Source organism: Advenella sp. RU8, from assembly GCF_048381675.1.
GTDB lineage: Bacteria > Pseudomonadota > Gammaproteobacteria > Burkholderiales > Burkholderiaceae_B > Advenella.
On the sequence record NZ_JBLWIS010000002.1, the window covers coordinates 115,832 to 141,546 of the forward strand.

Genomic DNA, 25,715 nt, shown 5'->3' on the forward strand with positions numbered 1-25,715 from the left:
AATAAATGAGTATATGAACAGTTTTTTTTCTTCACTGAAATTGCATGCGGCAGACTCCAGGATGCTGGCCGGTCCTGTGCTGATCATTATGGTGCTTGCCATGATGATCTTGCCCTTGCCGCCGTTTTTGCTGGACCTGTTTTTTACCTTTAATATCGCCTTGTCCATCATGATTTTGCTGGTGGCCATGTTTACTAAAAAACCATTGGATTTTGCCGCGTTTCCATCAGTGCTGCTGTTTGCCACGCTACTGCGCCTGTCTCTTAACGTGGCCTCAACCCGTGTGGTTTTGCTGCATGGCCATACCGGGCCTGATGCGGCTGGACAGGTAATTGAGGCATTTGGCCACTTTCTGGTGGGCGGCAATTTTGCCGTGGGTATCGTGGTTTTTGCTATTTTGGTTTTGATTAACTTTGTGGTCATTACCAAAGGTGCTGGCAGGATTGCCGAAGTGGGGGCCCGTTTTACCCTGGACGCCATGCCGGGCAAGCAAATGGCGATTGATGCAGACCTGAATGCGGGCCTGATTGCCGAAGATGAGGCACGTAAACGAAGGGGGGAAGTGGCCCAGGAAGCAGAGTTTTACGGTGCCATGGACGGTGCCAGTAAATTCGTGCGGGGTGACGCGGTTGCTGGCCTGATTATCATGGTGGTTAGTATTGTGGGCGGCTTGCTGGTGGGTGTGTTGCAGCATGACCTTAGTTTTGCCGAGGCGGGCCAGGTTTATACCTTGTTGACAATTGGTGACGGCCTGGTCGGTCAAATTCCGGCCCTGATCATTTCCACTGCAGCGGGTGTGGTCGTGTCGCGCGTGGCCAATAACCAGGATGTTGGCCAGCAGATGATGGGCCAGTTGTTTTCCAACCCAATGGTGCTTTATATCACGGCTGCGATTATTGGCATTATGGGCCTGATTCCCAATATGCCGCATATTGCCTTTTTATCCCTGGCCGGTTTTTTTGCTTATCTGGGATATCGGATCCAGAAAAAAAATGAAGCGCTTGCTTTGCAAGGGCCGGTTCAGGAAGCCGATACCACTCCGGCTGAAACGTCTTCCAAAGAAGCCCGCTGGGATGATGTTTCCCTGGTAGAGCCTTTTGCCATGGAAGTGGGCTATCGCCTGATTAGCCTGGTGGACCAGGAGCAGGGGGCGGAATTGATTTCCCGTATCCGCAGCCTGCGTAAACAGTTTGCCCAGAATATGGGTTTTTTGCCTCCGGTGGTGCACATTCGTGACAATCTGGAGTTGCATCCAAGTGAATATCGTATTTTGTTGTCAGGTGTGGAAATTGGCAAAGGCCAGGTCCAGCCCGGCAAATGGCTGGCGATAGATCCGGGCGGGGTTGAGTTTGAATTGACTGAAGGTGAAAAAACCACTGATCCGACCTTTGGCCTGACCGCTTACTGGGTCACTGAAGATGTGCGTGAGCGGGCCCAGGTCATGGGGTATACCGTGGTGGATGCCAGTACGGTTATTGCCACCCATATTAACCATTTGCTAACCCGGCACGCGGCACATTTGTTGGGACGCCAGGAAGTGCAGCAATTGCTTGAGCATATCGGCCGGGAAGAACCAAAGTTGGTGGAAGATTTGGTGCCCAAAGCCGTTTCCCTGACGACCTTGCATAATGTCTTGCGTGGCCTGCTGACCGAAGGCGTTTCTATTCGGGACATGCGTACGATTGTTGAAGTCTTGACCGAGTGGGGGCCTATTCTGAGTGGCCAGGTTCAGCCTGGCATGATGATCAATATTGAAGAGCTGATTGCGCGGGTGCGTACGGCCCTGGGCAGGGCAATTACCCAGCAATGTTTTGGTGATGCGGTTGAGTGCAATGTGATTGGCCTGGCGCCACAATTAACCCAAGTGTTAACGCAGGCGCTAACCACCAGCGGTTCACTGGAGCCTGGCCTGGCAGATAACCTGCATACTGAAACCGAACTGGCCTTGCAAAAACAAACGGTCCTGAATTTGCCAACGGTCCTGGTGGTGCCTCCGGTATTGCGCGGCTCATTGGCACGGTTGTTCAGGTACGGGTTTCCCCAATTAACCGTATTGTCCAATACGGAAATTCCTGAAGAACGGTATTTGAAAGTAACGTCGGTAATTGGTGGCTAGGGCAGACCAGATTCTGGCCAGTGTGAAAATTTAAACGCTGGCCATGAAATTGGTTTTTAAAAATGCCGGCTTAGCCGGCGTTTGACATTTAGGCGCTGGCGAGGGGTTTTCCGGTATTGACTGGTTTGCGCATGCCCTTGCCATCGTAGGTATGTTGTACACCTGCTGCCCGGTTAAGGGAATCAAGTGCATCCTGATTGTATTTCAGGTAGCTGTGAACCATGATGGCATTGTTTTCGTTCAGGCTTTTTGCCTGCGTCACAAGCCCGTTATAGTGTTCCCATTGTTTGGCAAGATTGCCCTCTTGCTGGGGGTCAAGCTGTTCAATGATATCGGTCAGGCTGTTTGGTGTGTCGGATGCCGGAAAGCGTAAGTGCACCAACTGCATTCTTTCTTTATAGGCGGCTTCCAGTTGCTGGCCAATTTGCCATTTTTTCTTTGCCAGCTCACCCAGGGCTTCGGGTGAGGTAAATTCCATAAGCACGGCGGATTCATCATTCAAGACTTGCAAGAACTGTTTTGCAATTTCAGTTTCCAGGACAAGTTGATCCAGGATCTGGCTGGACAGGGATGCAGTCGATGAATGGTTGGTTGCGCTCATGGGTAAAAATTCATTAGTTCAGTATGTCGACGGCATCTTGCAAAATGCCCTCGGCAATACGGGTGGGGTTAATGTTAAGGGTGCCGTCGGCCAGCGCCTGGCGAATAGCCTGAACGCGTTCCATGTTGACATCATTTTCAGGGCTGGTAAGGTCGCGGGCTACGCTGCTTAAATCTACTTTGGTGCTGCTGCCTGGCTGTGCCGTGACAGCTGGGTTGGCAGCCGCAGGCGTACCATTTCGGGAGGCGGGCTTGGTAGAAACCGCCGTTGTATGATAAAGCGAAGCGGAAGAAATTTTTATCGTCATGATCTTTGTGACTGCGGCACGGGATAAACCCGCCTGGACAGTGCGAAAACAGTTGGCTTACTGCTATTAACGGATAAACAATTAAAAACTTTAGCCCAAAGCCAAAATTTTATGCTGTTGGTGCGCCAATTATAAGCCAAAGCGGTCATCTTGCCGCTTAAAAAAGAACATTAACCGTGTTGGCATTAATGACCGTGCCCATAATGACTTTGCCGGAACTGGTTTTGACCTGGATGCTGCCACCCACGTCTGCCGTGGTAAGGGCTTCTCCTTGTTGGGTAACGGTTAGGGCGCCCTGCCTTACCTGAAGTCGCACGGGCTGGCCTTTGCTGATCGATTGCGGGCTGCGGATCATGTTCAGTTTGATGGGGCGGCCTGCCGGAATGCGGCTATTGGCAATATGTCCCAGCAACTGGTCGGGCGTTGTACGGGCATTTGCCTGCAGCTTTAGCAAGTCACCTTCTTTTTCTTCCAGATGGCCGGGCATGATGGTTTGCCCCATTTCAATGGTTTGGGCGGCAACGTAATAATTGCCGGTGATTGAAAGTGATGCACGCAGGTATTCGGTTTTGCCCGAATCCATGCAGCGTATGCCTACTGACATGGAAGAGCGAAGCGTGCCTTTATTGGGCAGGAAATACACCCGGTCATGGCAGTTTTCAAAGGATTGCGCCTTGGGCACGCTGACATTGATGGTAGGCGTGCCGTCAAGTGTGGCGGCCTGCTCGGCAAGATAATCTTCGGTTTCTTGCATGATGGCCTGCTGCAGCCCGGAGATGTCATTGGCATTAGCCGGGCTGAAAAAAATTGCCAGGCAAAGCAGGGCCATACTTGGCACTTTAAGGCCAAGACCGGTAAATTTCATGCGAGTCAAAGAAAATATCCTGTTCATAAGATTAATTTTACCTAAGGGCGGCCATTCCGATTGGCGTGAATAAAGCAGGAAAACCCCCGTTGACCTTTCCTTTGTATTGGCTCTGTGTGACTTAACATATTGACTGTAATGGCTAAATTGTATGTTGCGTATGCGGCAGGAACAGGCACGATGGACAGGATAGGTAACGAATTCAAATTTTTGCAAACCGCAGTTGGGTTGCGACAGCAACGGATGGAATTGCTTTCAACCAATATTGCCAACGCGGATACCCCGAACTACAAGGCACGTGACTTCAGTTTCAAGGAAGTGCTTGCGCAGGCAAGCGGTGAACAAAAGGGTTTGGCTGACACGCAGCTTGCCCTGACTTCGGCACGGCATATTCCGGCAGCGGCAATGGGGCCACTGCATTTTTCACCGCAGTATCGCTTGCCTACGCAAAACAGCCTGGACGGCAATACGGTGGAAATGGATGTGGAGCGGGTGGCTTTTGCCGACAACACCATGCAATACCAAGCCGCTTTGACGTTGATGAACGGCAAGATCAAATCCATGCTGTCAGCCCTGCAGCCTAACTAATGAGAAGGAAACAGAATGTCTGACATGATGAGTATTTTCAGTATTTCCGGTTCGGCCTTGAATGCGGGCTCACAGCGCATGAACGTAACGGCCAGCAATATTGCCAATGCCGACAGCGTTGCCGGGCCTGATGGGCAGCCTTACAAAGCCAAGCAGGTGGTTTTTAAAATGGCACCGCTTGGCAATGCCTTCAATCAGTACCCCATTGGGGGTGTGCAAGTAAGCAATGTGGTTGAAAGCCAGGCGCCCATGCGCATGCAATACGACCCGCAAAGTCCTTATGCGGACAACAATGGCTACGTTACGCTGCCCAATGTTGATGTGGTGGGTGAAACGGTCAACATGATTGCGGCTGCCCGTTCTTACCAGGCCAACGTAGAGGTTATTAATACGGCCAAGTCAATCATGATGAAAACGCTTACGCTGGGCCAGTAAAAAACAAAGGTAGATGATGACAACGATTAACCCGACCAGCAGCACCAGTTCTCTTGCCGGAAGCGCAAGCAGTCTTGGCTCGACCAGTATTGCGGAAACCCAGGAGCAGTTCCTGACTTTGCTGGTGACCCAGCTCCGGAACCAGGACCCGCTCAATCCCATGGATAATGCGGGCATTACCTCGCAGCTGGCACAGCTGTCGACCGTTAGTGGTATAGAAAAACTCAACCAGACTGTTCTTGCACTGACCGGACAGCTGGATGTCTCCCAGTCCATGCAGGCCTCCAACCTGATTGGCAAAAATGTATTGGTGCCCGGAGACACCATCAAGCTGGGTGAAAGCGGAATGGCAACGCCTTTCGGTGTTGACCTGATGGGCGCGGCTGCCAGCATGAAAGTGGAAATTATTGATGCGGCCGGTAACCCGGTGCGTACCTTTGACATGGGTCCTCAGAACGTTGACGTGATTTCCATGCAATGGGACGGTCTTGGCGATAACGGCACCCAGGCACCGGCAGGAAAGTATACGGTTCGGGTCACTGCGCTGGATGCGGCCAATAGTGCTGTGCCAGCAGAGGCATTGCAATATGGGCAGGTACAAAGCATTTCTTACAGTACCGAAGGCATGAAAATGGACCTGGGGCTGACCGGTCGTTATGCGCTGACTGATCTGCGCAAAGTAATGAACTGAAGATTAATTTTTTATAAGTGATTTTTTATCATGGCATTTGGACAAGGTTTATCAGGCTTGAACGCCTCGGCACAGAATCTGGACGTGATTGGGAACAACATTGCCAACTCAGCCACAGTAGGTTTCAAGGCATCATCGGTGGCATTTGCCGATGTTTATGCTTCATCCAGGGTTGGTATGGGTGTGCAGGTTGCGGCCATCAACCAACGCTTTACCCTTGGTACGGTTTCGTCTACCGGTAATTCGCTGGATTTGGCGATTGACGGTGAAAAAGGCCTGTTCCGTTTGGTTGATACCAGCGGAAACGTATCTTATACGCGCAATGGCCAGTTTCAGGCAGACCGCGACAACTATATCGTGAATAACAGCGGGCAACGCCTTACCGGTTACATTGGCGAGAACAGTACTTTGTTGCAGGAATTGAAAATCCCGGTGGGCAATATTCCCCCCAAAGCAACGCAAAATTCAGGACTGGTGACCAATCTGGATGCCAATGCGCCCATTATTTCGATTACCGGATCACCTGAGGTGCTGGGCGAGGTTGCCCTGGAGTCAGGCGGCACGACCACTAACTACAATTTCCGGGTCAGCAGCACAGGTGGCCTGACCTGGACCGATGCCAGCGGTGCCAGTGTACCGGCACCGCCAGACGGCACTTATAACAGCGGTTCTTCAACGGTAACCTTGGCTGGTGGCCAGGTGGTAAGCGGTGCCCTGGAGCCTACGGTTCAATACGCGGCGGCACAGCAGGCAAGGCCGTTTTCACCCGCTGATCCGGCCAGCTATACCCACTCGCTGAACATGAACGTGTATGATTCGTTGGGCAATTCACATGAGTTGACTCAATACTTCGTCAAGCGTGCCGGCACAAGCGGCACCGAGAGCCAGTGGGATGTTTACTACTACCTTGACGGTGCTTCGGTGGATTCGCCAGCCGGTGGTGGCCCGTTACCCATGACTTTTGACAGCATTGGCCGTTTGACCAGCAGCAATAATTTAACCGTAACCGTTAACCAGCCCGGCACAGCAGGTGCGCCGGCCGAAGCGCTGGTCATAAGGATGGATTATACCGGCAGTACCCAGTTCGCCGGCGCTTTCACGCCTAATTTTGTGCAGGATGGCTACTCTACCGGCGAATATTCTGGTTTGTCGATTTCTTCCGATGGTGCGATTGTAGCCAATTACACCAATGGAGAAATGCAGGTCATGGGTTATGTGGCACTGGCCAACTTCAATAACCTGAATGGTTTGCAGCCCATCGGTGGCAATGCCTGGCAGGAAACTCGTGATTCTGGCCAGCCCATTATAGGCAAGCCAGGCACTAACAGCCTGGCACGGCTTAAAGGGCAGGCGGTTGAAGAGTCCAACGTGGACATGAGTGCTGAATTGGTGAACATGATTATTGCACAGCGCAATTACCAGGCCAATGCCCAGACCATCAAAACCCAGGACCAGATCCTGCAAACCCTGATCTCATTGCGTTAATCGGCAGGAATGAAATAAATGGATCGCGCAATATATACCGCCAGCAACGGGGCAGCCAGAATCCTTGAGCAGCAGTCGGTCCTGTCCAATAACATGGCCAATGTGAATACCCCGGGCTTTCGGGCACAAATGTCGCAATACCGTTCAACTCCGGTGGTCAGTCCGCTGATCAACGGCACAGACACTACCCGGGTGCTCACGGTAGCCACAACGGCAGACAGCAATATGGAGCAGGGGGCTTTCATGACGACAGGCCGCGATCTGGATGCGGCCATTCAGGGTGAGGGCTGGTTTGCCGTCCGCGCGCTTGACGGTTCTGAAGGCTATACCCGCAGCGGCAATTTCCAGCGTAATGCCGACGGCTTGCTGGTAACGTCGGGTGGCCTGATGGTGTTGTCTGAAGATGGTCAGCCGATTGAAATTCCCGATGCCGCGGCGATAGGCATTGAGCGTTCTGGCGGGATTAACGTTCTGGCCAATGGTGATGCCGCCACTGAAGTGCAGCGAGTAGCCAAACTGAAAATTGGTGATCCTGCTAATGCCCGCATGGTGCGCAATGATGACGGCTTGTTTCGTGCCGTCAATGAACAGGGACAGCCTGTTGAATTGCCCGATACCGCGCTGGCAACGGTGATGAGTGGCGCCCTGGAGGGCAGTAATGTGAGTGCCGCAGGCAATATGGTGGGGCTCATCCAGAATGCTCGCCGTTTTGAAATGCAAATGAAGATTATCCAGGAACTCAGCAGTAAGGAACAAAATGCCAATAGCCTGCTTTCTTCAGCGGGTTAATGGCATTTTGCATGAATTTGTACCTAATTTATATTTGATTTAACCGGAAAATAATATGATACGCTCGCTGTGGATTGCCAAGACAGGCCTGGAGGCCCAGCAAACCAATATGGATGTAATTTCCAATAATATTGCCAACGTCAATACGGATGGTTTCAAGCGCAACCGCGCCATTTTCGAAGACCTGATGTACCAGACCGTGCGCCAGCCCGGTGCCCAGGTGGGTGATGCCAACCAGTTGCCCACTGGCCTGCAATTGGGCATGGGTGTGCGTACCGTAGCCACCGAGCGCATTCACACGCAAGGCAACCTGAAAAACACCGGTAACTCGCTTGATATAGCCATTGATGGTAAGGGCTTTTTGCAGGTTGAAATGCCGGATGGCACTTTTGCCTATACCCGTAGCGGTTCTTTGCAGCTGGACCAGAACGGTCAGTTGGTTACTGCTGGCGGTTACCCGATTCAACCCGCCATTACCATTCCCGATAATGCCTTGACGATTGAAATTGGCCGTGATGGTACGGTTTCGGTGACCCAGCCGGGTGCGGCCGGGCAGAGTATTCAGGTTGGCCAGCTGGAATTGACGACTTTTGTCAATCCGGCCGGTTTGCTTAGCCTGGGTGAAAACCTGTATGCGCAAACCGATGCTTCGGGTGCGGAAACCGTTTCAACACCGGGTCTTGATGGCACTGGCCGGATTTTGCACAAATATACCGAAACCTCTAATGTGAACGTGGCCGAAGAGCTGGTTAACATGATTGCCACCCAGCGGGCCTATGAAATGAACAGCAAGGCCATTACCACTTCTGACCAGATGCTGGCCCGTTTAACCCAGATCTGATTGTCTGACTAACTTTGTGATAGTGCCCATGAATATGTCTTTGCGTTCGATTCGTTTGTTTGTTATTGGCTTGATCATTGCCCTGGCAAGTGGCTGTGCCATGGTGCCGCATCCAAAAATAGTGGATGGCCCCTTGACCGCCGTGCCAACACCGGCAGTGCCGAATATAAATCAAGAGCCGGACGGTTCTATTTACCAGGCCGGGCGGGCAGGCAGTTTTCCGCTGTTTGAAGACCGTCGGCCCCGTAATGTGGGCGATATCGTGACCGTGGTCATTGAAGAGAAAACCAATGCTTCAAAACGTGTCGCAACCAGTACCGATCGTCAAAGTGGCATGGATATTGGCGTTACTGCGGCACCCGACTGGATGCCTGGTGCGCTAGAGGCTGATAATCGGTTTACCGCTGATGGCAGCAATGACATGGAAGGTAAGGGCAGCAGTTCTGCCAATAACATGTTTACGGGCAACATCACCACGACCGTCATCGATGTGCTTGCCAACGGCAACCTGAGGATTGCTGGCGAGAAAGCGATTGCGATCAATCAGGGTAGCGAGCACCTGCGTTTTTCCGGGGTGGTTGATCCGCGTTCGATTACCGGTACCAACACCGTGTCTTCTACCCAAGTGGCCGATGCCCGCATCGAGTTTCGCAGCAAGGGTGTGATGGATGAAGTGCAAACCATGGGCTGGTTGCAACGCTTTTTCCTGAATATTGCGCCGTTCTAAGCCTTAAATATTACTCAATGATGGGAGTTGCAGTTTGACCATGAAATCCGGAATCCTGAAAAGCATCATGGCAGTTGCCTTATGGCTGGGTCTGGCGCAGGGGGTTGCCCTGGCCGAACCGTTACGCGACCTGGCATCTATCCAGGGTGTGCGGGATAACCAGCTGATAGGCTATGGCCTGGTAGTAGGGCTGGATGGGAGCGGCGACCAGGTACGCCAGTCGCCCTTTACCCAGCAAAGCCTTACCAACATGCTGGCCCAACTGGGGGTGACGGTGCCTGCCGGCGTCAATATGCAGGTAAAAAACGTGGCGGCTGTCATGGTAACCGCGACCTTGCCCTCGTTTGCCCAGCCCGGCCAGTCCATTGATGTGAACGTATCTTCGATGGGGAATGCCAAAAGCCTGCGTGGTGGCACCTTGCTCATGACTCCCCTGAAGGGTGCCGATAACCAGGTATACGCCATTGCCCAGGGTAATATCGTGGTAGGCGGTGCCGGGGCCCAAGCCGGTGGCAGTTCGGTGCAGGTGAACCAGTTGAACGGAGGCATGATTACCGGGGGTGCTTTAGTGGAGCGCACCGTGCCAACCCGCTTTAGCAAAGACGGCATGGTACGCATAGAAATGCATGATACTGATTTTGGCACGACGGAAAATGCAGTGGCGGCCATTAACAAAATCATGGGTGCCGGTGCGGCCCGGGCCTTGAATGGACGCGTAATTGAAGTTCGTGGCCCGATGGCAGAATCAGCCCAGGCTGCGTTCCTTGCGCGTTTGCAGGGTATCAATGTTAACAGAGCGGCAGCGCGTGCCAAGGTTATTGTTAATGCCCGCACCGGTACGGTAGTCATGAACCAGACGGTGACCATCGATCAGGCCGCAGTTGCCTTTGGCAGTCTGGCGGTGGTCATTGACCAAGGCCTGGATGTTAACCAGCCTGATACCCCGTTTGGCGGTGGTCAAACCGTTATCACACCCAATACCAATATCCAGCTTGAGCAGCAACAGGGAAAACTGCAAATGATACGCAGAAGTGTTCGCCTGACTGATGTGGTCCGCGCACTAAATGCCCTGGGCGCCAGCCCGCAAGACCTGATTTCCATATTGCAGGCCCTGAAAAGCGCCGGTGCCTTAAGGGCTGAGCTGGAAATCATTTAGCAAACAGGAATCACCATGACAATTACCAGTTATACTCCTCGTCCCGGCGTGGGCCGCTCGGCTCCGCAGTTTGTAATGGACATTAATTCACTGCACCAGCTCAAGCGCCAGGTGGCCGGACAAATGAATACCACGCTGGAAGAGATAGAAAAAGGTGAAAAAGAAGTTGCCCAGCAATTTGAAGCCTTGTTTATTCAAACCCTCATGAAGCAGGCACGCTCTACCCGCTTGGGTGATGGCCTGTTTGAAAGCGACCAGACACGCCTGGTGCAATCCATGGCGGATGAGCAAATGGCCTTGCATCTGGCCTCGGGTAAAGGAATCGGATTGGCAGAATCCTTGCTGGCGCAGATTCGGTCTAGCGGTTCGGCCGCCATGGCCAATGCTGGCGTAGCTGCTGGAGCAGGTTCTGCATCTGCCGTAATGAATGCAACTTCAGCACCAGGTTCAAGTTCTTTGGAAAACAGGGACGCGATTGGTGAACTGATTTCTTCCCTGGGCAACCGGGTACGAAACTTTGCAAAAAACATGGCTTCGGTCATTGATGCGGTTGATGACGCACCGGAGCGGGTTAGCAGTTTTGTTGACAAAATGGGGCCGGCTGCCAGTGCCGCAGCCGCCAGTTCAGGCATTCCGGCTTCGCTTATTTTAAGCCAGGCTGCGCTTGAGTCGGGCTGGGGCCGTCGTGAAATTTTGCATGAAAATGGCCAGACCAGTTATAACCTGTTTGGGATTAAGGCAACCGGTGGTTGGACAGGAAAAGTGGTTAACGTAATGACCACCGAATATGTCGATGGGGTGGCAAAGAAAATGAAGCAAGCTTTCAGGGCCTATGATTCGTATGAGGAATCCTTTGCCGATTATGCTCGCCTGATCAGTCAGAACGAACGTTACCAGGACGTACTGACGGCAGAGAATGCCCATGAAGCAGCCCGAGAGATCCAGAAAGCAGGTTATGCCACCGATCCCAAGTACGCCAGTAAATTGATCAATATTATGGGTTATTTTGATGAGCGTTCGTTAGCCGGCAATACGGCATCAACCGTAAAAAACCGGATCGCCAGCATTTAAGCCGGCCGGCTCACATTTTTTGGTGTTCAGGCTAAATAATTGGATTTTTCTGCCGTAAACCTATAGAAAGACAAGCAATATTTATTGACGGAAATTTATGAATTTGGCCAAACTTGGGTTAACCGCCCTAAATACGGCGCAGGCTCGCCTGACAACAACCAGCCATAATATTAATAACTATGATACCGCCGGGTATACCCGGCAGGAAACCCTGATCTCAACCGCAGGGGCTTCTTCTACCGGTAACGGCTTTTTTGGCCGGGGTGTCGCGGTGGATACCGTTCGTCGTGCTTACAATTCTTTTTTAAACAGCCAGTTGGTTAATAACGAAAGCAAAGGGGCCTTGCTGGCTGCCTACGGCGGCCAGATTACGCAAATCAATAATGTCCTGGCAGACCGTACTGTGGGTATCGGGCCGTCAATCCAGTCATTTTTTGATGGTGTCAATGCGGTAGCCAGTAATCCGGCTGATCCCGCTTCCCGCCAGGAATTGCTGGGCCGGACCCAGACTGTCGTTACCCAATTCAATGAGCTGGGCCATTTTCTGGATCAGCAACGGGGTGAAATCAACAGCCAGATTGATAACTCGGTCACTTCGATTAACGCCCACCTTAGCCGCATTTCACAGCTAAACCAGCAAATCGTATATGCCAAGGGTGTGAATCCCAATCATGAGCCCAATGATTTGCTGGACCAGCGTGATTATGAAATCTCACAACTTAACCAGATTGTGAACGTGAACGTGGTTGAGCAGGACAATCAGGTCACCATCTCGGTGGGCAACGGTCAGCAATTGCTGAGCCAAAACAAGGTTTATCCCTTAAAGACCGGCCCTGCCGCAGACAACCCAAAAAATACCGTGGTGTATGCCACCATTCCGGTAGGCAAGCAAGGTGAAGTAGTTGAAGTTGCGCTGGATGAAGCAAAAATAACGGGTGGATCGCTGGGCGGTTTGTTGAAATACCGTCGCGAAAGTCTGGAAGTAGAGCAGCGTGAAGTTGGCCAGCTGGCAACCGCTTTTGCCCTGTCCATGAATGAGGCCAATGCCAAGGGCCTGGACCTGAAGGGTGAACCGGGCAAGGCATTTTTTAATGTGCCGGCCCCCATTGCCACTGCCAATTCCCAAAATGTGGGTAATGTAAACGTAACGGCCAGTTTCCAGTCTGATGCCGCAGGCAAAATACAGGCTTCAGATTATGCCATTTATTTTGATGGCAATAACTATACGGTAACACGTGATAGCGATAATGCCATTATTCATACGGGTGCCACACTTGATGGCGTTGCCGTTGATGGCATGCAATTGAAAATGGATGGCGGTATTGCCTCGGCGGGTGACCGCTGGGTTCTGTCAGCGGTTGCGCACAGTTCGGTGCAAATCAGTGTGGCCATGACCAGTGCCGAGCAGATTGCCGCCGCCGATGCTGACGGGGGCGTGGCTAACGGCAATAATGCCCTGGAAATGGCAAAGCTGCAAAGCAGCAAAGTGTTGGGTGGCGTGAAAACCTTTAATGAAAGTTTTTCACAAATCGTTAACCGGGTAGGGGTTCAGGCCCAACAAAATGAATTCATGATCGCTTCTCAGAATGCCCTGACCAAACAAAGCTATTCAGCACAACAGGCTTTGTCGGGGGTTAACCTGAATGAAGAATACATCAACCTTGAAGCCGCCCAGGAAATGTTCATGGCAGCTTCACGTATTATTGAAGTCAGCTCTGTGCTGATGGATACCATTTTATCTTTGAAGTAAGGATGTAAGGCATGCGCATCAGTACCAGCCAGTTTTATAAAACAGGACTCAACACGATCAATACCCAGCAAGCCAAACAACTGGATATTTTCACGCAAATCGGTACCGGCAAGAAAATTGTTTCTCCTAAGGATGATCCATTAGGTGCTGCCCGTGCATTGAATTTATCCAATAATATGGGCATTAATGACCGCTTTGCCGAGAACCGTTCTATTGCCACGCAAAACCTGGCTTTTGAAGAAAGTATCCTGAATGAAGTGGCGACTACACTGGTTGCGATCAAAACCAGAATTGTGGAAGCCGGCAATGGCACCATGGCTGATGCTGACCGTGCCACCTTGTCGGAAGTGGTCAGCAGCCTGCGCAATCAGGTATTGGGCCTGGCTAACAGTACCGATGGTAACGGGCAACATATTTTTTCCGGCAACCATTCGGATCGTGCCGCTTTTGCCCCTGATGCCAACGGCAAGATAAACTGGCAGGGTGACTCGGGTAACCGCGCCATTCAGGTTAGTTCTTCACGCCAGATAAGCTCTGCCGATACCGGTTATGCGGTTTTTACCCGTGCGGTTTCTGGTGAAAATACCTATTTGACTTCAGCCGCCAGCACCAATACGGGAACTGGACAAATCAGCACACCCAATATCAGTGATCCGAAAGGCGCCAATGTGGGCAATGATTTCAGTATTGCATTCAGTGGTACACCACTGTCTTATACCGTTGAAACCCGCAATGCAGACGGTGTCGTGCTGGGTACCGATGGGCCCAATATTTATGATGCCAGCAAACAGCGGCTTGAATTGCCCGGTGGCGTGGATGTGGTGTTGTCAGGCACCCCGGCTGATGGCGACTCGTTCAGCGTCAATCATGTCCAGAATGAAGATATTAATATTTTCGATACCCTGGATGCCTTGGCATCAGCCCTTAATACGTCTACCAGCAATGACCCGCAAGCGGCTGCCAGGTTGCGTAATGTGATGTCATCAGCAATCCAGCGCATTGATGCCAATTACAATACGGTGCTCACTACCCGTGCTTCGATTGGTACCAGAATGAATGAAATCGAGGCATTGGACGCCAGCGGTGAACAACGCCGGCTTGATTTCAAAAGTGAAATTTCCGCTATTGAAGATGTTGATTTCTATGAGGCAAGTACCGAGCTGACCATGCGCGGCCTGGCGCTTGAGGCGGCATCCCTGGCATTCAAGAAAATCCAGGGCCTTAGCCTTTTCAAGACTTTAGGTTGATATTGGAGTAGGTACAATGAATTTATCCACGATACAAATTAAATCCAGCTTGCGTATTTTGGTGGCCATTATTATTTTGGGCACTTTCGCAGTATTGGCAATGGCCGTTGTCAGTAATTTCCAAAGCACGGCTTCCATCCAGACATTAAGCCAGGCACTTGCACAGTATGCTCCTGCCGATATTGCATTGGAAAACACGAAACTGCTTGAGCAGTCTGAAGAAAACACCCGCTATGTGATTTTGTTTTCGGTCCTAATCGCGCTGTTTACCCTGTTTTTTGCTTTTTTTGTGCATCGCCTGTTAACCGCGGTTATTGTCAAGCCGTTTGCCCGGGTAGAAGACTACTTTAGCCGAATGGCCAAAGGTGAGCTGAACCAGGATATCAAGGTGGTCGGCAATAATGAAGTGGCGCGTATCATGCGTGGCCTGGTCGATATGCAAGACAAGCTGGGCAGCATTGTTGACCAAGTGCGTGGTAGTCTGAATATCATTAATGAAAATGGTGACAAGCTCGGTGAAGACAACCTTAATTTAAGTGCCCGTACCGAACAGCAATCAGCCGCCTTGCAGGAAACCGCTGCCAGCATGGAAGAGTTGTCCAGTACCGTCAAGCAAAACGCTGAAAATGCCCGTCAAGCCAACCAGTTGGCGGTTCAGGCATCCCATGTGGCTGAAGAAGGCGGGGAGGTCATGCGCAAAGTGGTTAGCACCATGGAAGAAATTTCCGACGGTTCCAACAAAATTGCGGATATTGTCAGCATGATTGACAGCATTGCCTTCCAGACCAATATCCTGGCCATTAATGCCGCGGTTGAAGCGGCCCGTGCCGGCGAGCAGGGCAATGGTTTTGCGGTGGTGGCTTCCGAGGTTCGTGCACTGTCACAGCGTAGTGCCGAGGCCGCCAAAGAAATCAAACAGCTGATTGATGCTTCGGTGGACAAAGTCGGTGATGGCGCCAAACTGGTTGGCCAGGCCGGACAAACCATGCGCAACATCGTGACTTCAATTTCTGAAGTAACCACCATTATGGGTGAAATCTCTTCGGCAACTGAAGAACAGGCGAGTGGTATTGACCAGATTAACCGTGCAGTGATTCAGATGGATAATGTGACGCACCAAAACTCGGAGCTGGTCGAGCGCCTGGCCGCCTCTACCGGATTCCTCAACGAGAAAATTGATGAAGCCATGAATACGATGGCCCTGTTTGTGACCAAAGGACATCGCTCATTTGTGGATGAGGCGATTTATCAGTCTAAAAAGTCAGACATTAAAAAATCATCCCCTGTGCTTGCCAGTGCCAAAAAAGAGGTCCCTTCGCTCTCTTTGAAAGAGGCATGGAGCCAGCGTATGGAGTTTGGCGAGCAGGACGTTCCGCTGTTGACTGAAAAGCCTGATGCGTTGCGTTCTCCGCTAAGATCCCATAAAAAGCAGGATGACTGGGTATCTTTCTAGTTAAAACCCGTTCATGATACGCCCCATCTGTTCAAATCCATTGAAGAAAAAACGTTCCAGGAATTGATTCAGATAGGGCAGCACGATCATCAATAGCATCATACTGAATGTCAGGGTAATCGGAAATCCTACCGCGAATACCGATAATTGCTGGGCCGTACGGTTAAGAATACCCATTGCCAGGTTAATGGTAAGTAAAGAAATAATCAGAGGCATGGCAATTAGCATGCCGGCAATAAAAATCTGTGCGCTCCATTCAATCAGCAGCCCAATGCCATTAAGCTGCAACGAGGCATCGCTGATGGGAATAATTTCAAAAGATCGTGCAAGGCCCGAGATCAGGATGAGATGCCCATTACCGGCTACAAAAATAAGCATGGCCAAGGCATTAAGCAGGCGTGACATCACGCTGGTATTGCCACCACTGGCCGGATCAAAAAACGAGGCAAAAGAAAGGCCCATTTGCAGGCCAATCAATTCACCTGCCATATTGACGGCGGCAAATACGATCCGCATGGTAAAACCCATCGCCATGCCAATGATAATCTGCTTGGCCATCATAACCATTGCTGCCCAGGAGTCGGGTGGAATGGTTTCAAAGGGACCAATAAATGGAGAAATGGCGACCGTTAAAATCACGGAAATGCCAATCTTGACCATGACTGGCACGGTAGATTCGCCCAGCACTGGGGAACTGCCTACAAAAGCCGCGATGCGACACATTGGCCACAGAAACAGGCCAATCCAAGTATACAGTTGATCCAGGGTGAAGGTAATCATATCAAGAAAAACAAGCAGGTTGCGGGCAAACGCTGCTGTTTATTGTGCCAGGCTTGGAATGGTAATAAACAGTTCCCGGATATAATCGGTGAGGGAACCAATCATCCATGGGCCTAATAGCACCAGGACGGCACCCACAGCAAGGATTTTGGGAATGAATGACAGGGTCATTTCATTGATTTGCGTGGCAGCCTGGAAAATGGCAATCACCAGGCCTACCACCAAGGTGGTAATCAGCAAGGGGGCTGCCAGTGAAAAAGCCAGGCGTAACGCAATGTACGTCATTGACATGATGCTTTCAGAGGTCATGCAGGTTCCTTGTAAACAAATAGTAGCCGACGGTTATTGGTAAAAACTGCGTGCCAGTGAACCCAGCAGCAAATGCCAGCCATCCGCCAGCACAAACAGCATAAGCTTGAACGGCAGGGAAATGGTAACCGGTGGTACCATCATCATCCCTAATGACATTAAAACACTGGCAATGACCAAGTCAATAATCAAAAAAGGGATAAAAATCGTAAAGCCGATCTGGAAAGCGGTTTTAAGTTCGCTGGTCACGAAGGCCGGAATCAATACCCGCATGGGGACGGCTTCGGGGCTTTCAAATTCGCTTATGTTGGCCATATCACCAAACAGGGCAAGATCGCTTTCCCTGGTTTGTCCAATCATGAAGGCGTGAATCGGCTTGGCGGCCCGTTCAACCGCCTGTTCGAAGGTGATTTGGCCTTCGTTAAGAGGGGTATATGCCTCTTGGGCAATCTGGTCAAGCACCGGTGACATGACAAAAAAAGTCAGGAACAGGGACAAGCCGATAATCACGCTATTGGGTGGCGAGGCACCGGTACCCAGGGCGTTGCGCAGCAGTCCCAGCACAATCACGATGCGCGTAAAACCGGTCATCATCAGGATGACAGCAGGCAAAAAGCTTAAGCCGGTTAGCAGCAGCAGGGTTTGCATGCTGAGTGAATAGGTTTGCGAACCATCGGGATTGATGGCGCTGGTCAGTGCCGGCATGTTTACCTGGGCAAAAGCCGGATCTCCGATTAACCATAAAGCAGGCAATAGGCAGGCCAGCAGCATTTTGATCGGCAAATGACGTTTTAGTGCTTCCTGAAAAGACATTTTTCCAGTGGTGCCGGTGGTTGATACCGTTGCACCTGCACTTTCTGTATTTGGAAGGGTGTTATTACCGCTCGGCTCGTCTTCAGGTGGCGTTTCAGGGGCAGGTAAGATATGCAGCAGATTGATTTGCTGGGCGGTTACGCCCAGCACCAGTTGTTCCTTGCCGGCCTGTACCACTACCAATTCGGTCCGTGGGCCCAACGGAGTGCGGGAAATAATCGGCAAGGCGGGGTTGCGCCTGATTTTGCCCAATAGCCCGGTTTTACGGGCTGCCATGCCAAACAGGATAATACAGAACAGTACCAGCCCGAGCGCGGCAAAAACCCGAATAATGGCCAGTTGATCCATGGTTACCCCTTGTGGTTGGCAACGGCCATCTTAACGACGGTTGAAAGGGCGGTTCAGGCGGTTCAGGCGTTCGGCCGGGGTAATAATATCGGTCAGGCGTACGCCATAATTGCCATTCACGCTTACGATTTCACCCTGTGCAATCAGCATGCCGTTAATCAGGACATCCATGGGTTCGCCTGCCTGCGCGTTAAGCTCAACAATCGAACCTTGTCCCAGCTTCAGAATGTCCTTGATGGGCAGGCGTGCACGGCCCAGTTCCACGCTAAGCTGAACCGGAATGTCCTTGATGAATGAAAAGTCGGGGTGGACTTCGGCAGCTGGTGGTTCGGGATCAAAAGACTCGAAAATGGATGCAGCGGTTGGTTCTGCCGAGGCAGTGGCCTGTTCGGCCATGGCCTTTTCCCATTCACTGGCCAGGTCGTCCTGGTTGATATCTTCAGATGGAGTAGTATTGCTCATGGTTGTTTTTAGCTTAAATAGGTTTTTTAGGGTTTATGCGACCGTGGCTCAGGTCATTCTCATCAAGTGAAATCTCATCATCAATGGTGCTTTCTTCCACTATCACTTTTGGCTGCTCTTCGGGCGTATCAAAATACGGGATTTCCAGACGCTTGATGACGCTTAGTGCATAATTCTTTTTGAAGGTGCCGTATTTGGCACTGACTACCGGAATGCCATCCACCGTTGCCACTACTTCACTGGGCAGCTCTATGGGCAGAACACTGCCTTCCTTGAGTGCCATTAACTCTTCCAGGGTGCACTCGGTGGTCGTGAAATTGGCCACCAGCTCCACCTCGGTTTCGGGCACCTGGCCCGAGAGTTGGCGCAGCCATTTGTTTTCATTGCCCTTGACGCTTTCATCCTGAAACGGTTCGGTCAGTAAGTCCCGCAGGGGTTCAATCATGGAATAGGGCAGGCAGACATTCAGCAAGCCGCCAATGGTGCCGAATTCAATGCGGATGGGTGTAACGACCACCACCTCGTTACCACCGGCAATATTGGCAAACTTGGTATGCATTTCAGAGCGCAGGTAGTGGTATTTAATGGGGTGAACCGGTTTCCAGGCGTGAATGTAGCATTCAAGAGTATGCATTAGCAGGCGGTTGATAATGCGTTGTTCGGTCGCGGTAAAGTCGCGGCCTTCAACCCGGGTGTTTTGCTTGATTTGCCCGCCAAACAGGGTTTCGATAATCAGGAAAACCAGGGTGGGGTCAAAGCAGAACAGGGCCAGTCCACGTAGCGGTTCAAGCCTGACCATATTCAGGTTGCTGGGCACCGGCAGGTTACGTTCAAATTCGGCAAAAGTCTGGATTTTAATCGGCAAGACCGAAATATCGGCATTGCGTCGCATGAAACTAAGCAAAACGGCCCGCAGGTTGCGGGCAAATCGTTCATTAATGAGCTCGAAGGTTTGCATGCGCTTGCGAATGACCCGCTCGGGCGAGGACAGGTCATAAGGGCGTACGCCATCGGGGTACACCGGCTCTTCGACTTCAATCTTGGGCGTGGGTGTACCTTCTATTTCTGCAAAAAGGGAATCTACCTCGTTTTGAGATAAAAACGTATCATAGGCCATTTTTATTGCACAACAAAATTGGTAAACAGAACATCGGTAATGTGCTGGGTGTATGGCTCTGGATAAAACGCAGGCAGCAATACACGTTTGACCGCATCTTTGATCAGGTCGGGAGTTGCTTTGTCATGAATGGTTTCGGGGTTCAGCGAGGACAGCTCTATCAGGATGCGGCTGCGGGCTTCTGGCAGATACTTGGTGACCCGCTCCATGCTGGCCTGGTCTTCGAAACGCAAGGTAAAGCCCACATACAGGACGCGGGAAAAACCGTTACGGTTTAGGGTAATGGTAAAGGGATCCAGTTCCAAGAAAATCGGGTTGGCACTAACCATAGGAACAGGCGTAGCGTTAGCCGGCTGGACGGCTTGCTGGGCTTGTGCCGGTTGCATGGCTTGCATCTTACCCATGTAATACCACATGCCACCGCCACCTATGCCAAGGCATAAAATGATAATTATCAGTGTCTTGAAAAAGGAACCCGATTTTTGGGTCGTGTTATTTGTCTCTTTGCTCATGAAGGGCTATTACCAAATCTAAAAAAACACCAGGATCAGCCTGTATTTTCGTCTATAAACAGGAAAGCCATTGCCTGGAATAAAGGGGGTTTTCTCCCTTTATAGGCCATTCAACGGAATATGCCAAAAAAAGTAGCGGATTTATCAGGCAAAAGTATTGATCATTCCGTCATGCTGGCGTGATTTGGTGGTAACAGGCCCGGCGGTATCGGCAATTGTCCCAAGGCTGTCTTCAGTTGGTGCAACGGTTCGGGAAGCCTGGTTGTCTTCCATGAAGAAGCCATCTTGCCGGTCTTGTTGCTCGACATGGGCCTGGCCCAAGGAAAGTCCTTTTTCCTGCAAGGCCTGATGCAGATCGGCCAGGGAGTTTTCAAGCGCCTGGCGAACGGCGGCGTTACTGGCGACAAATGCGGCCTGGGCTACGCCATCCTGTATGCTTAACGAAACTTTAATGGGGCCCAGTTCGGGCGGGTCTAGTCGCATTTGGGCAATATGTGTGCCATTGGCCTGTTGCCTGAAAAACAGGCTGGCCTGGGTGGCCAGTTGCTGGGCCATGGCCTGTGACCATCCAGGGTGATAAAAAGATGTGCCAATTGAAATCAGGGGACTGGCGGGGGCCTGTGCCTGATTGTTGGTGACCGAGCCGCTGGAGGCGGTGGCAGCATTAGCGGCAGCCGTAGCGTCAAGCAGGGTGTTTGCCATCTGGTCAGCCCCTGTCACTGCATTGGTTCCTGGCTGGTAAGATGTTTTCAGGTTCAAGCTTCGTGGATCTGTTGGGTCAGCGCTAACAGAATCGGTTGAGAAGCGGCCCAGCAAGGAATCACGAAGTCTATCAAGCGCCTCTTCATTGGCAGTCAGGTTGATTGCCCGGCCGGCACTGGTTGGCAGGTCAAGTTCGGCCAGTTGGCTGGCAGTAAGTTGGCCATTGTTGGTATTTAGTACGGTATCCGTGTTGGCCTTGGCAGAACCTGCCAGCGCATCTTTAACGAACTGAGGTAAGGTACCTGCAGCGGTTTGTGCTTCCAAATCAGCTGAATTTTTGCCTGACAGGCGACTTGCCAGGTTTCTTTGCGGTTCGATCAGTTGGCTTAAGAGGGTGTTTTCAAACGCTGGTTTGCCTTTGTTTTCCGTATTGATGCCCGCTTCCAGTTTGGCCTGCTGAAGCAGTGCCGGTTCTGCCAACAAATTGGCCTGTTGGGCTTCATTCGTAGTTTGGGCTGCGTTCAGCTCTTCTTCTGACAAGGTTGATTGATTGGCATCTATGTCGGAATTTTCCTTGCCTGTAAGCGGGTCTGCCTGTGTCACCCCATCATTGGGTGAGGTTTGGTTTTTAGTCGCGGCATGGCCATTTTCTGCCTTGCCCGCAGAATGACTGCTCTCGGTGGCTTTTTGGGTTGAAAGGCTTGAGGAAGATGGTTTGTTTTGTGCCTGGGCAGGTGCCTGCATGGCAAGAATGCTTGAAAATCCGTTATCGGTACTGGCAGCAGGGTTGCTGCCTGCTGCTTCGGTTTTCAGGAAATTGTTGGCATTCAGGTTGTTGCTGATTGTTGTCATTGTCATACCCATAAATTTTAACCACCAGACTGTTACCGCCTGCTGGCGAAATAGGCGCGAGCGGCAAACTCGTCATTCATTTTCTGTTCTTGCCGGTTGGCAATCTTTAATTCTTGCTGCATTCTGCGATCAATAAGGGCCTGCATCGAGTTTACCTCTCGGCGGGCTTCAAACCAGGCTTCGCGTTCTTTTTCCACCTGCTTGCCGAGCTGGGCAATAATCGCGCGCTGCTGTCCCAGCGCTTCTTCCAGGGTGGAAATGAATTTCTGGAAATTAACGCATTGGGCCGAACTCATGCCTTCCTGCAAGCGGGCCTGTAAACGGGCAATATAGTCCAGCCGGTACTCGGCCAACATATCAAGCTGTTTGTTGGCTTGCGTAATATTTGCTTCGGTCTGGGCCACCACGCGAGCCCTGTCTTCCATTTTCTGGACAGCCAGCTGGTGCAGGGTCTCAAAAGAATCGCCATTCTTGCTCATAATGTTAGTCCTGCAAACAGACGGCCAAGTTCCCGGGTAGCTTGTTCCATATCAACCTTTTCCTCAATATCCTGCATCAGGTACTTGCGCAGGAAAGGGTAACGGTCGATCGCCATGTCAATTTCGGGGTCATTGCCTTTTTTATAGGCACCCACCGCCAAAAGGTCACGGTTACGTTGGTACATGGAATACATTTGCTTGAATTTGCGGGACATGGCCAAATGTTCTTTGCCCACCACGGCCGTCATTACCCGTGAAATGGATGCTTCGATATCAATAGCCGGATAATGGCCGGTTTCTGCCAGTGCGCGTGACAGGACCACGTGCCCGTCAAGAATCGCCCGGGAGGAGTCGGCAATCGGGTCTTGCTGGTCATCGCCTTCAGTAAGCACGGTATAAAAAGCGGTAATTGATCCGCTAGTCTTACCATTGATGCTTTTGCCGTTGCCAGCCCGTTCGACCAGCGCTGGCAAACGGGCAAATACGGATGGTGGATAGCCCTTGGTAGCCGGTGGTTCGCCAATCGCCAGGGCGATTTCCCGCAATGCCATGGCATAACGGGTAAGTGAATCCATAATCAGCAAGACATGCTTGCCCTGGTCCCGAAAAAACTCGGCCAGCCGGGTGGCATACACACAACCCTGAATGCGCAACAGGGGTGACACATCTGCCGGTGCGGCAACCACCACGGCTCGTCGCATGCCATCGGCCCCCAGGTTCTGCTCGATAAACTCTTTGACTTCGCGGCCCCGTTCGCCAATCAGGCCAACCACAATGACATCGGCCTTGGTAAAACGGGCCATCATCCCCAGCAATACCGATTTACCTACCCCTGAACCGGCAAACAGGCCCATGCGCTGACCACGGCCAACCGTCAGCATTCCGTTGATGGCGCGAACGCCTACATCCAGTGGGGTGTCAATGGGCGCGCGGTCAAGCGGGTTGATATAAGTGGCGGCCAGTGGTGCCGACCAGGCATTTTCAAAAGGGCCAAGGCCGTCTAGCGGTTTGCCGGCGCCATCAACAACCCGGCCCAGCAAAGAAAAGCCAACGGGCAGGGCATGTCCGCCCTGGTTGCTTAAGTTGGCGTAAGCGTCATCCGATGCTTGCAAGGGGACAGGCGGTGGCAGGGTGGCTTCAATGGCCTCAACCCGTGCATTGGGGGGCAAGCCTGAGATATTGCCATAAGGCATCAGGAATAGGGTTTGCCCCTGAAAACCAACCACTTCGGCATCAACCCACTTGTTGCCCGCCATTTGGATGCGGCAGGCCGCGCCTAGTGGCAAGGCCAGGCCGCTGGCTTCCAGTACCATGCCGGTGGCACGGATGATGCGGCCTGCGCTGGTGTGTGCCGGGCTGCTTTCGATACGGTTGGCGGCACGTTTAAGCTGGTCCTGCCAGGTGGCAACACGGTTGATGAGGGGTGTTTGGGTAACGGTTACGGGCTTGGGCAAGGTTTACTCCTTGTCCTGTGCTGGGTTGGGGGCGGTTATGCCAAGGCTGGCAATCGCTTGTGCCCAGCGGGTTTGCAAGGTCGCGTTAACTTCACCATAGGCGGTTTGGATATACCAGCCACCTCGTTCAACGTCCGCGTCTGCTTTAAGGCGAATATGTTCGGGTAGCGGTAGTTGGCCACTTTCTGCAATCAGTTCAAGGTCTTCGGGATTCAGCTGCACTTCCATGGCCTGGCTTACGCCCGGTGGCTGGCTAATGGCCTGTTTTACCAATGGAATAATATGTTCGGGGTGTTGCTTAAGTTCTTGCCCAATTACATGGCGCGCAATCGTGGTGGCCAGTTCAATCAGGGCCTGCCCCATGCTGGCATCCAGGTGTGCATATTGTTGTTGGGCCTGATCGGCCAAAGCCAGCAAGCGTGCCTGATGGGAAGCGGTCAGTTCGGCAGCGGCTGCCAGTCCTTCGTTGTAGCCTTGCTCATAGCCGGCATCGTAACCTTCCTTGTTGCCGGCTGCCAATCCTTCGGCATGGCCGGTCGCGTAGCCGTGTTCCTGCGCTTTTTGCAAAGTGCTGGCACGTTCCTGTTCCAGCTGTTGCTGGCGCAGCTGTTCCGGGTCGGGCTCGGCCTTACGTTTTTCCTGCTGTTTTTTTAGTGTTTCCGGATCGATGATCCGGTCCATTTTCCAGGGAGACCAGGCGTTACCGTTTGTGGCCTGCTTAGCGGTGTTTTTACTAAACACCGGGTCGGCAACCACCTGCAATCCAGAAAAATTTTGGGGCTTAGACGTAGTCATCGTCTTCTGTTCTGGTTAACGAGATCTGGCCGGTATCGGCAAGGCGGCGGGCAATCGAAATAATCGCGCGTTGTTCTGCCTGAACCACTGATGCCCGAACCCGGTTCATGTCCTGAATCTCATCACGCAACATTTGGGCTGCACGGTTGGACATATTTTTGAAGAAACGTTCACGGACAGCTTCACTGGCGCCTTTCAGTGCAAGCACCAGCATATTGTTGTCGGTAATTTCGGCCATGATGGTTTGCAAGGTAACATCGTCAAGATCAGCCAGGTTCTCGAAGGTAAACATTTCTTCCTGAACACGTTGCGCAAGCTCGGGATCACGCTCTTGCAGGTGTGTAATCAAGGATGATTCCATACCGGCATTCATGGTGTTAAGGATCTCGGCAGCAGCACGAATACCCCCCATTTTGCTGCGCTTGGCGGTTTGGCCGGAAAGCACATTGTTGAGGACTTCTGTCAGCTCGCGCAGGGCGGTTGGCTGTACGCCACCAAAGGTGGCAATACGGATAATCACATCGTTGCGCACCCGCTCGGTCAGTAGCGCCAGGGTATCGGCTGCTAGGTCGCGATCCAGGTGGACCAGAATAGTGGCGATAATCTGCGGGTGTTCCCCGGCAATCAACTCGGCAATATTGGCTGGTTCCAGCTGGTTAAGGGCCTCAATGCCATTTTCATGTTTGGTGTTATCAAGAATGTCTTCCAGAATACCGGCGGCACGATCGGTGCCCAGCGCCTTATTCAGAATAGTACGGATATATTCTTCAGAGCCCATATTGACCGACAGGAATTGATCGGCGTCCTTGCGAAACTGTTCAAGCACGGCATTCACATTATTACGCGTCATGTTTTTCATGCCGATCATGGCGGTGCCCAGTTCCTGAACCTCTTGGGCATTCATGTACCGTAGTACTTCGGCCGCGGCTTCTTCACCAACTGACATCAACAGGATAGCGCAACGTTCCAT

At 51.8% G+C, this 25,715-nt stretch carries 27 protein-coding genes; 13 read left to right on the forward strand and 14 right to left on the reverse strand.

The window, feature by feature from the left end:
• Nucleotides 1-13 precede the first annotated feature (13 nt).
• Nucleotides 14-2,116 (forward strand): flagellar biosynthesis protein FlhA, encoded by a 2,103-nt coding sequence (gene flhA, locus ACM5Q9_RS03050; RefSeq protein ID WP_418143255.1) that lies wholly within the window; start codon nucleotides 14-16, stop codon nucleotides 2,114-2,116.
• A gap of 88 nt (nucleotides 2,117-2,204) precedes the next feature.
• Here the strand turns inward: flhA and flgN are convergent, their stop codons facing one another.
• The 3 genes from flgN to flgA form a co-directional block, all read right to left on the reverse strand.
• A complete protein-coding gene (gene flgN / locus ACM5Q9_RS03055) occupies nucleotides 2,205-2,717 on the reverse strand; it encodes a flagellar export chaperone FlgN (protein ID WP_418143256.1) in 513 nt (170 codons plus the stop codon).
• A gap of 13 nt (nucleotides 2,718-2,730) precedes the next feature.
• On the reverse strand, nucleotides 2,731-3,024 hold the full coding sequence (gene flgM, locus ACM5Q9_RS03060) for a flagellar biosynthesis anti-sigma factor FlgM (RefSeq protein ID WP_418143257.1): 294 nt from the start codon (nucleotides 3,022-3,024) through the stop codon (nucleotides 2,731-2,733).
• 157 nt (nucleotides 3,025-3,181) lie between these two features.
• Complete coding sequence (gene flgA, locus ACM5Q9_RS03065; protein WP_418143629.1) at nucleotides 3,182-3,889, reverse strand: flagellar basal body P-ring formation chaperone FlgA; 708 nt, start codon at nucleotides 3,887-3,889, stop codon at nucleotides 3,182-3,184.
• Nucleotides 3,890-4,027: 138 nt separating this feature from the next.
• Here flgA and flgB point away from each other — a divergent pair, with 138 nt between their 5' ends.
• From flgB to ACM5Q9_RS03125, 12 genes are all read left to right on the forward strand, one after another.
• Nucleotides 4,028-4,477, forward strand: coding sequence for a flagellar basal body rod protein FlgB (flgB, locus tag ACM5Q9_RS03070; RefSeq protein WP_418143258.1), 450 nt, complete (start codon nucleotides 4,028-4,030; stop codon nucleotides 4,475-4,477).
• A 15-nt stretch (nucleotides 4,478-4,492) separates the two neighbouring features.
• Nucleotides 4,493-4,912, forward strand: a complete 420-nt coding sequence (gene flgC / locus ACM5Q9_RS03075) for a flagellar basal body rod protein FlgC (RefSeq protein WP_418143259.1) — start codon at nucleotides 4,493-4,495, stop codon at nucleotides 4,910-4,912.
• Between the two features lie 16 nt (nucleotides 4,913-4,928).
• A complete protein-coding gene (locus tag ACM5Q9_RS03080) occupies nucleotides 4,929-5,603 on the forward strand; it encodes a flagellar hook capping FlgD N-terminal domain-containing protein (RefSeq protein ID WP_418143630.1) in 675 nt (224 codons plus the stop codon).
• A 30-nt stretch (nucleotides 5,604-5,633) separates the two neighbouring features.
• Nucleotides 5,634-7,088: a flagellar hook protein FlgE gene (locus ACM5Q9_RS03085; protein WP_418143260.1), complete on the forward strand. Its 1,455-nt coding sequence runs from the start codon at nucleotides 5,634-5,636 to the stop codon at nucleotides 7,086-7,088.
• A gap of 18 nt (nucleotides 7,089-7,106) precedes the next feature.
• Complete coding sequence (locus ACM5Q9_RS03090) at nucleotides 7,107-7,877, forward strand: flagellar basal body rod protein FlgF (protein WP_418143261.1); 771 nt, start codon at nucleotides 7,107-7,109, stop codon at nucleotides 7,875-7,877.
• 55 nt (nucleotides 7,878-7,932) lie between these two features.
• Nucleotides 7,933-8,718, forward strand: coding sequence for a flagellar basal-body rod protein FlgG (gene flgG, locus ACM5Q9_RS03095; RefSeq protein WP_418143262.1), 786 nt, complete (start codon nucleotides 7,933-7,935; stop codon nucleotides 8,716-8,718).
• A gap of 34 nt (nucleotides 8,719-8,752) precedes the next feature.
• A complete protein-coding gene (locus ACM5Q9_RS03100) occupies nucleotides 8,753-9,445 on the forward strand; it encodes a flagellar basal body L-ring protein FlgH (RefSeq protein ID WP_418143631.1) in 693 nt (230 codons plus the stop codon).
• A gap of 40 nt (nucleotides 9,446-9,485) precedes the next feature.
• Nucleotides 9,486-10,601 carry a flagellar basal body P-ring protein FlgI gene (locus ACM5Q9_RS03105; protein ID WP_418143263.1) on the forward strand — a complete coding sequence of 372 codons (1,116 nt, stop codon included), beginning with the start codon at nucleotides 9,486-9,488 and terminating at the stop codon, nucleotides 10,599-10,601.
• Between the two features lie 15 nt (nucleotides 10,602-10,616).
• Nucleotides 10,617-11,672: a flagellar assembly peptidoglycan hydrolase FlgJ gene (gene flgJ, locus ACM5Q9_RS03110; protein WP_418143264.1), complete on the forward strand. Its 1,056-nt coding sequence runs from the start codon at nucleotides 10,617-10,619 to the stop codon at nucleotides 11,670-11,672.
• Between the two features lie 97 nt (nucleotides 11,673-11,769).
• Nucleotides 11,770-13,422, forward strand: a complete 1,653-nt coding sequence (gene flgK / locus ACM5Q9_RS03115; protein ID WP_418143265.1) for a flagellar hook-associated protein FlgK — start codon at nucleotides 11,770-11,772, stop codon at nucleotides 13,420-13,422.
• 11 nt (nucleotides 13,423-13,433) lie between these two features.
• Nucleotides 13,434-14,669 (forward strand): flagellar hook-associated protein FlgL, encoded by a 1,236-nt coding sequence (gene flgL / locus ACM5Q9_RS03120; RefSeq protein WP_418143266.1) that lies wholly within the window; start codon nucleotides 13,434-13,436, stop codon nucleotides 14,667-14,669.
• Nucleotides 14,670-14,685: 16 nt separating this feature from the next.
• The gene (locus ACM5Q9_RS03125) at nucleotides 14,686-16,122 is read left to right on the forward strand and encodes a methyl-accepting chemotaxis protein (protein WP_418143267.1); all 1,437 of its coding nucleotides are present in this window, start codon (nucleotides 14,686-14,688) and stop codon (nucleotides 16,120-16,122) included.
• Here the strand turns inward: ACM5Q9_RS03125 and fliR are convergent, their stop codons facing one another.
• The 11 genes from fliR to fliG all read right to left on the reverse strand — a co-directional run bounded on the left by fliR (nucleotide 16,123) and on the right by fliG (nucleotide 25,715).
• Nucleotides 16,123-16,902, reverse strand: a complete 780-nt coding sequence (fliR, locus tag ACM5Q9_RS03130) for a flagellar biosynthetic protein FliR (RefSeq protein ID WP_418143268.1) — start codon at nucleotides 16,900-16,902, stop codon at nucleotides 16,123-16,125.
• A 39-nt stretch (nucleotides 16,903-16,941) separates the two neighbouring features.
• Nucleotides 16,942-17,211 (reverse strand): flagellar biosynthesis protein FliQ, encoded by a 270-nt coding sequence (gene fliQ / locus ACM5Q9_RS03135; RefSeq protein WP_418143269.1) that lies wholly within the window; start codon nucleotides 17,209-17,211, stop codon nucleotides 16,942-16,944.
• Nucleotides 17,212-17,244: 33 nt separating this feature from the next.
• Nucleotides 17,245-18,372 carry a flagellar type III secretion system pore protein FliP gene (gene fliP / locus ACM5Q9_RS03140; protein WP_418143270.1) on the reverse strand — a complete coding sequence of 376 codons (1,128 nt, stop codon included), beginning with the start codon at nucleotides 18,370-18,372 and terminating at the stop codon, nucleotides 17,245-17,247.
• 30 nt (nucleotides 18,373-18,402) lie between these two features.
• Complete coding sequence (gene fliN, locus ACM5Q9_RS03145) at nucleotides 18,403-18,834, reverse strand: flagellar motor switch protein FliN (protein ID WP_418143271.1); 432 nt, start codon at nucleotides 18,832-18,834, stop codon at nucleotides 18,403-18,405.
• Between the two features lie 13 nt (nucleotides 18,835-18,847).
• A complete protein-coding gene (fliM, locus tag ACM5Q9_RS03150) occupies nucleotides 18,848-19,951 on the reverse strand; it encodes a flagellar motor switch protein FliM (protein ID WP_418143272.1) in 1,104 nt (367 codons plus the stop codon).
• Nucleotides 19,952-19,953: 2 nt separating this feature from the next.
• The gene (locus tag ACM5Q9_RS03155) at nucleotides 19,954-20,463 is read right to left on the reverse strand and encodes a flagellar basal body-associated FliL family protein (protein WP_418143273.1); all 510 of its coding nucleotides are present in this window, start codon (nucleotides 20,461-20,463) and stop codon (nucleotides 19,954-19,956) included.
• A gap of 144 nt (nucleotides 20,464-20,607) precedes the next feature.
• The gene (locus ACM5Q9_RS03160) at nucleotides 20,608-22,017 is read right to left on the reverse strand and encodes a flagellar hook-length control protein FliK (RefSeq protein ID WP_418143274.1); all 1,410 of its coding nucleotides are present in this window, start codon (nucleotides 22,015-22,017) and stop codon (nucleotides 20,608-20,610) included.
• Nucleotides 22,018-22,049: 32 nt separating this feature from the next.
• Nucleotides 22,050-22,496, reverse strand: a complete 447-nt coding sequence (fliJ, locus tag ACM5Q9_RS03165) for a flagellar export protein FliJ (RefSeq protein WP_418143275.1) — start codon at nucleotides 22,494-22,496, stop codon at nucleotides 22,050-22,052.
• Entirely contained in the window at nucleotides 22,493-23,950 is a 1,458-nt protein-coding gene (gene fliI / locus ACM5Q9_RS03170) for a flagellar protein export ATPase FliI (protein ID WP_418143276.1), read from the reverse strand. The genes fliJ and fliI overlap by 4 nt, the downstream gene beginning before the upstream one ends.
• 3 nt (nucleotides 23,951-23,953) lie before the next feature.
• The gene (locus ACM5Q9_RS03175) at nucleotides 23,954-24,745 is read right to left on the reverse strand and encodes a flagellar assembly protein FliH (RefSeq protein WP_418143277.1); all 792 of its coding nucleotides are present in this window, start codon (nucleotides 24,743-24,745) and stop codon (nucleotides 23,954-23,956) included.
• Nucleotides 24,732-25,715: a flagellar motor switch protein FliG gene (gene fliG / locus ACM5Q9_RS03180; protein WP_418143278.1), complete on the reverse strand. Its 984-nt coding sequence runs from the start codon at nucleotides 25,713-25,715 to the stop codon at nucleotides 24,732-24,734. The genes ACM5Q9_RS03175 and fliG overlap by 14 nt, the downstream gene beginning before the upstream one ends.